Genomic DNA, 6,120 nt, shown 5'->3' on the forward strand with positions numbered 1-6,120 from the left:
CTATTTTTGATTTATGAAGATGCAGAGATTTTGGGTAGGCAGAGCACTACTGTTGGCAGTTGCTGTGCTGTATGCCGGCGGCTATGTGCGCGCACAAGAGGCAAAGGATACCCTGACCCTGACCCTTGACCGTGCCTTGGAGATTGCTTTAAGCGACAATCCTACCATAAAGGTGGCGGAGGAAGAAATTGCTTTGAAGAAAGTGACTCACAAGGAGACCTGGCAGAACTTGCTTCCGCAGGCAAGCATTGACGGTACGTGGAATCATACCATCAGTGCGGCACAGATGAATCTTGGCGGACAGTCGTTCAAGATGGGTATGGACAATTCGAATACGGTAAGCGGGGTGCTGAATATCAGTTTGCCCATATTCGCCCCTAGCGTATATAAGGCCATGTCGATGACGAAGACAGACATTGAACTGGCTGTGGAAAAGTCACGGGCTTCTAAGCTGGACTTGGTGAACCAGGTAACTAAGGGTTACTATCAGCTGATGCTGACGCAAGACTCTTACGATGTGTTGCAGAAGAGCTATAAGCTGGCGGAAGACAACTACAACATTGTCAATGCCAAGTATCAGCAGGGTGCCGTCAGTGAGTTCGATAAAATCAGTGCCGAGGTGCAGATGCGCAGCATTAAGCCGAATGTGATTTCGGCGGGTAATGCCGTGACGTTGTCCAAGTTGCAGTTGAAGGTACTGATGGGGGTAACGGCCGATGTGGATATAGAGATTGCCGACAATCTCGGCAATTATGAGACAGAGCTGTTTGCCAATGAGCTGAATCAGCCCGCTGCCAATCTGAACAATAATACGACGATGAAGCAGTTGGACTTGAACCGGAAGATGCTCAATCAGAACATCAAGTCACTCCGTACCAACTTCATGCCTACTTTGGGTATGAACTATTCTTACCAGTACCAGTCACTCTACAACGAGGATTGGAACATCCTCGATTATAATTGGAGCGGAAGTTCCGCACTGATGTTTACGCTGAGTATTCCTTTGTATAAGGCAAGCAATTTCACCAAGCTCAAGTCCAACCGTATTCAGATACGTCAGTTGGAGCAGAACCGTCTGGACACAGAGCGAAAGCTGAACATGCAGATTACCAGCTATCAGAACAACATGGCTGCCAGTTCTGAGCAGGTTGTCAGCAACCGCGAGAATGTGATGCAGGCACAGAAAGCTGTGCAGATTGCCGGTAAACGCTATGAGGTAGGCAAAGGTACGGTGTTGGAGCTGAACACATCGCAAGTGCAGCTTACGGAGGCTGAACTGACTTACAATCAGTCCATCTATGATTATCTGGTAGCGAAGGCTGACCTTGACCAAGTGCTGGGAAAGGATTATATTGCAGAGAACGAAGAATGAAGAACTAAGAATGAAGAATAGAAATAAGAACAACGATATGAAAAAAGGTTTTCAATGGATGGCCCTGCTGGTTGTTGCCATGCTGGGGGCATGTAGCGGAGGTAGTGATAAAGCTGCTGCTGAGAAGGTGGACGAAAAGCCGAGGGTGAAACTGGCCGAGGTGTCGTCCCGTCCCGTGGAACAGATTCAGGAATACACCGCTACGGTGGAAGCCGAAGTAAAAAACAATATTGCTCCCTCTTCTCCGGTGCGTATAGACCGCATCTTTGTGGAGGTGGGCGACCGCGTGTCGAAAGGCCAGAAGCTGGTCAGCATGGATGCTGCCAATCTGAAGCAGATAAAATATCAGCTGGACAACCAGCAGATAGAGTTCAAGCGTATTGACGAGTTGTATAAGGTAGGCGGTGCCTCCAAATCGGAGTGGGATGCCGCCAAGATGAATCTCGACATCCGTGAGACTTCCTATAAGAATCTCTTGGAGAACACCTCGTTGCTCAGTCCCATTAACGGGGTGGTGACGGCACGCAATTACGATAACGGAGATATGTATAGCGGTGGAGAACCGGTACTGGTAGTGGAGCAAATCACTCCGGTAAAACTATACATCAACGTATCCGAAGGCTACTTTACCAAAGTGAAGAAGGGCGCTCCCGTATCCGTGAAAGTGGATGTCTATGGTGACGAGGAGTTCGAAGGCAAAATCAGCCTTGTTTATCCTACCATCGACCCGGCTACCCGTACTTTCCCGGTAGAGATACAGCTTGTCAACCGTGACCAGCGCGTACGTCCGGGAATGTTTGCCCGCGCCACGCTGAACTTCGGGACACAGGACCACGTGGTTGTTCCCGACCTGGCCATTGTGAAGCGTGCCGGTTCGGGCGACCGCTATGTCTATGTCTACAAGGACGGCAAGGTGTCTTATAATAAGGTGGAGCTTGGCCGTCGTATGGATACGGAGTATGAGTTGATTTCCGGTGTAGACAACAACTCTCAAGTTGTTATTGCCGGACAGTCTAAATTAGCCGATGGTGTGGAAGTCGAAGTAGAAAAATAATATGGTAATGTGATAATATGCTAATGTGCCGATGTAGCTACATTGCGCAGCCAATTAGCATATTAGCACATTGGCAAATTAAAGAATTAATCTTATGAGTTTATACGAAGGAGCGGTTAAGAAACCGATTATGACCTCGCTCTGCTTCCTGGCAGTGGCTATATTTGGTCTGTTCTCTCTGTCGAAATTGCCGGTAGACCTTTATCCGGACATCGAGACCAACACCATTATGGTGATGACGACCTATCAGGGTGCCAGTGCCTCGGACATCGAGAATAACGTGACCCGTCCGTTGGAAAACGTGCTGAATTCGGTCAGCAACTTGAAGCATATCACTTCCCGTTCGTCGGAGAATATTTCCGTGATTACGCTGGAGTTTGAGTATGGATATGACATAGACGTGCTGACGAACGACGTGCGTGATAAACTGGACATGGTGAGCTCCATGCTGCCCGATGAGGTCGAAACTCCCATCATCTTCAAGTTCAGTACGGACATGATTCCTATCCTGCTGCTCTCCGTGCAGGCAGAGGAGAGCCAGCCGGCTCTTTACAAAATATTGGATGACAACGTGGCGAATCCCTTGGCGCGTGTGCCCGGTGTCGGTACGGTGTCCATTTCGGGTGCCCCCAAGCGTGAGGTCAATGTATATTGCGACCCCAATAAACTGGATGCCTACAACCTTTCTGTAGAAACTATCAGCTCTATTATCAGTGCCGAAAACCGGAATACGCCGGGCGGTACGTTTGATGTAGGTAGCAATACCTATTCGCTGCGTGTGGAAGGTGAGTTCAAGGATCCCAAAGAGATGGAGAACATCGTGGTAGGTACGCACAACGGTGCTTCCGTCTATCTGCGCGATGTGGCAAAAGTTGTGGACTCTGTGGAGGAACGTGCACAGAAGACGTATAGCAACGGTGTGCAGGGCGCTATGATTGTGGTGCAGAAACAATCGGGTGCCAATTCTGTAGCCATTTCGCAGAAGGTAATTGATATGTTGCCACAGTTGCAGAAGTCACTGCCGAGCGATGTGAAGCTGGGGATCATTGTCAATACTTCCGATAACATCTTGAATACGATAGACAGCTTGGAGGAAACCATTATGTACGCTATGCTGTTCGTTATCTTGGTGGTGTTCGTTTTTTTGGGGCGTTGGCGTGCCACGGTCATCATCTGTATCACCATACCGATGTCACTGGTTGCCTCGTTCATCTATCTGGGTATCATCGACGGCGGTTCACTGAATATCATCTCGCTCTCTTGTCTCTCTATTGCTATTGGTAACGTGGTGGACGACGCCATTGTGGTACTCGAGAATGTAACGACCCATATTGAACGGGGTTCCGAACCGAAGCAGGCAGCGATACATGCCACGAACGAGGTGGCCATCTCCGTAATTGCATCTACGCTAACTATGATTGCGGTATTCTTCCCATTGACGATGGTAAGTGGTATGTCCGGTGTGTTATTCCGTCAGTTGGGATGGATGATGTGTGTGATTATGACGGTTTCCACAGTTTCAGCCTTGTCATTCACCCCGATGATGTGTGCGCAGCTTCTGCGTTTGCAGAAAAAGCAGAGTAAGATGTTCCTTACGCTCTATACGCCGATTCAGCGTGCGCTGGACGGTCTTGACGTGTGGTATCAGAACCGGTTGAACTGGGCTGTGCGCCATCGTCTGACGGTTATGGCAGGCTGTGCCGCATTCTTTGTGGCAAGTCTGTTCTGTGCCAAGTACATCGGTACCGAGTTCTTCCCGGCAGCAGACAATAGCCGCATCGGTATCAACCTTCAGTTGCCCATCGGGGCCCGTGTGGAGCGTGCGGAAGCGTTGGCTTCGGAACTGACAAACAAGTGGATGACGCGCTACGGAGATATGATGAAAGTTTGCAACTACACTGTGGGGCAGGCGGACTCTGACAATACGTTTGCTTCCATGCAGGACAACGGTAGTCATATCATTAGTTTCAATATCAGTCTGGTGAGTCCGGGAGACCGTGACGTGACACTGGAAACCGTTTGCGACGAAATGCGTGAGGACTTGAAGGGGTATCCTGAATTGGATAAGGCGCAGGTTATTCTGGGCGGTAGCACAGGCGGCATGAGCGCCCAGGCAAGTGCCGACTTTGAGGTTTATGGTTACGACTTCACCGCTACGGACAAAGTGTCAGCCGAACTGAAAGAGAAATTGTTGCAGGTGAAAGGTGTGAGTGAAGTGAACATCAGCCGTCAGGATTATCAGCCCGAATATCAGGTGGACTTTGACCGTGAGAAGCTGGCATTGCATGGCTTGAATCTTTCTACTGCCTCCAACTATCTGCGTAATCGTGTAAATGGTGCTTTGGCATCTTATTATCGCGAAGATGGTGACGAGTACGACATCCGTGTGCGTTACGCTCCCGAATTCCGTACAAAGATTGAAGATTTGGAGAACATCCTTATTTATACGCCTTCCGGTGAGGGTATCCGCGTGAAAGACCTCGGCAAAGTAGTCGAGCGTTCTGCTCCTCCTACCATCGAACGTAAAGACCGTGAGCGTATTGTTACTGTATCTGCGGTTATTTCGGGAGCACCTTTGGGCGATGTGGTGGCCGATGGTAATGCTATAATTGATAAGATGGACCTACCAAGTGGTGTTTCTATCCAGATTTCGGGTTCGTATGAGGACCAACAGGATTCATTCTCCGACTTGGGAACGCTGGCTGTATTGATTGTTATTCTCGTATTCATTGTGATGGCAGCTCAGTTTGAGTCTTTGAGTTATCCGTTCATCATCATGTTTTCCATTCCATTTGCATTCAGCGGTGTGTTGATGGCATTATTCTTTACGGGAACCAATTTGAATGTGATGTCGCTTTTGGGTGGAATCATGTTGATTGGTATTGTGGTGAAGAACGGTATCGTACTCATCGACTACATCACGCTTTGCCGCGAACGTGGTCAAGCGGTGCTTCACTCTGTAGTCACGGCAGGCCGCAGCCGTTTGCGTCCGGTATTAATGACTACACTGACCACTATCCTCGGTATGGTGCCGATGGCTGTAGGGCAGGGTGAAGGTGCCGAGATGTGGCGTCCGTTGGGTGTTGCCGTAATTGGCGGTCTGACGGTATCTACCATTCTGACATTGATTCTTGTCCCCGTACTCTATTGCTCGTTTGCAGGTGTTGGTATCCGCCGCACGCGTAAGAAGATTAAGAAAGACCGTGAGCTGAATGATTATTACCAGTTGCATAAGGAGAAGATGACGAAACCACGTAAACAATGATTAATCATTATCCGTTAATCATTAAACATTAATCACTAAACATTATATAGCGTGAAATCAGTATTTATAACATTCGACCAAGCGTTCTTTGAACGTATCATGGCATTGCTTGACCGCCACAACTGCCGCGGCTTCAGCTATTGGCAGCAAGTACAGGGGCGTGGCAGTAAGACGGGGGAACCGCACTATGGCAGCCATGCCTGGCCCAGTATGTGTTCCGCCATCATCACTATCATAGATGAGGCTAAGGTGGCTCCGTTGCTCGAAGCGCTCCACCGGATGGACAAGGAGACCGAGCAACTCGGACTCCGTGCTTTTGTTTGGAATATCGAACAGACCATTTAATCGGGTCTGTCTTATCCTGATATAGGTAGACACATTTACAAACTAATAAATGTGTTACTCTTATGACTTCAAAACGAAAGCTTT

The 6,120-nt window shown here is 48.8% G+C and carries 4 protein-coding genes; all 4 read left to right on the forward strand.

The features are described 5' to 3' along the window. Positions 1 to 13 precede the first annotated feature (13 nt). The 4 genes from ABUA47_RS11630 (at position 14) to ABUA47_RS11645 (ending at position 6,036) form a co-directional block, all read left to right on the forward strand. Positions 14 to 1,372, forward strand: a complete 1,359-nt coding sequence (locus ABUA47_RS11630) for a TolC family protein (protein ID WP_016271986.1) — start codon at positions 14 to 16, stop codon at positions 1,370 to 1,372. Positions 1,373 to 1,409: 37 nt separating this feature from the next. Continuing rightward, complete coding sequence (locus tag ABUA47_RS11635) at positions 1,410 to 2,426, forward strand: efflux RND transporter periplasmic adaptor subunit (protein WP_016271985.1); 1,017 nt, start codon at positions 1,410 to 1,412, stop codon at positions 2,424 to 2,426. Positions 2,427 to 2,520: 94 nt separating this feature from the next. Continuing rightward, positions 2,521 to 5,691, forward strand: coding sequence for an efflux RND transporter permease subunit (locus ABUA47_RS11640; protein ID WP_005825640.1), 3,171 nt, complete (start codon positions 2,521 to 2,523; stop codon positions 5,689 to 5,691). Between the two features lie 51 nt (positions 5,692 to 5,742). After that, on the forward strand, positions 5,743 to 6,036 hold the full coding sequence (locus tag ABUA47_RS11645) for a PG0541 family transporter-associated protein (RefSeq protein ID WP_005825638.1): 294 nt from the start codon (positions 5,743 to 5,745) through the stop codon (positions 6,034 to 6,036). Positions 6,037 to 6,120: the final 84 nt, after the last annotated feature.

It is taken from the genome of Bacteroides sp. RTP31139st1_H2_RTP31139_211217 (assembly GCF_040227615.1).
Classification (GTDB): Bacteria; Bacteroidota; Bacteroidia; order Bacteroidales; family Bacteroidaceae; genus Bacteroides; species Bacteroides uniformis.

Excerpts from the sequence above, each read along its gene's own strand:
- ABUA47_RS11630 (WP_016271986.1), top strand. The coding sequence starts at position 14 with ATGAAGATGCAGAGATTTTGGGTAGGCAGAGCACTACTGTTGGCAGTT.
- ABUA47_RS11635 (WP_016271985.1), top strand. The coding sequence starts at position 1,410 with ATGAAAAAAGGTTTTCAATGGATGGCCCTGCTGGTTGTTGCCATGCTG.
- ABUA47_RS11640 (WP_005825640.1), top strand. The coding sequence starts at position 2,521 with ATGAGTTTATACGAAGGAGCGGTTAAGAAACCGATTATGACCTCGCTC.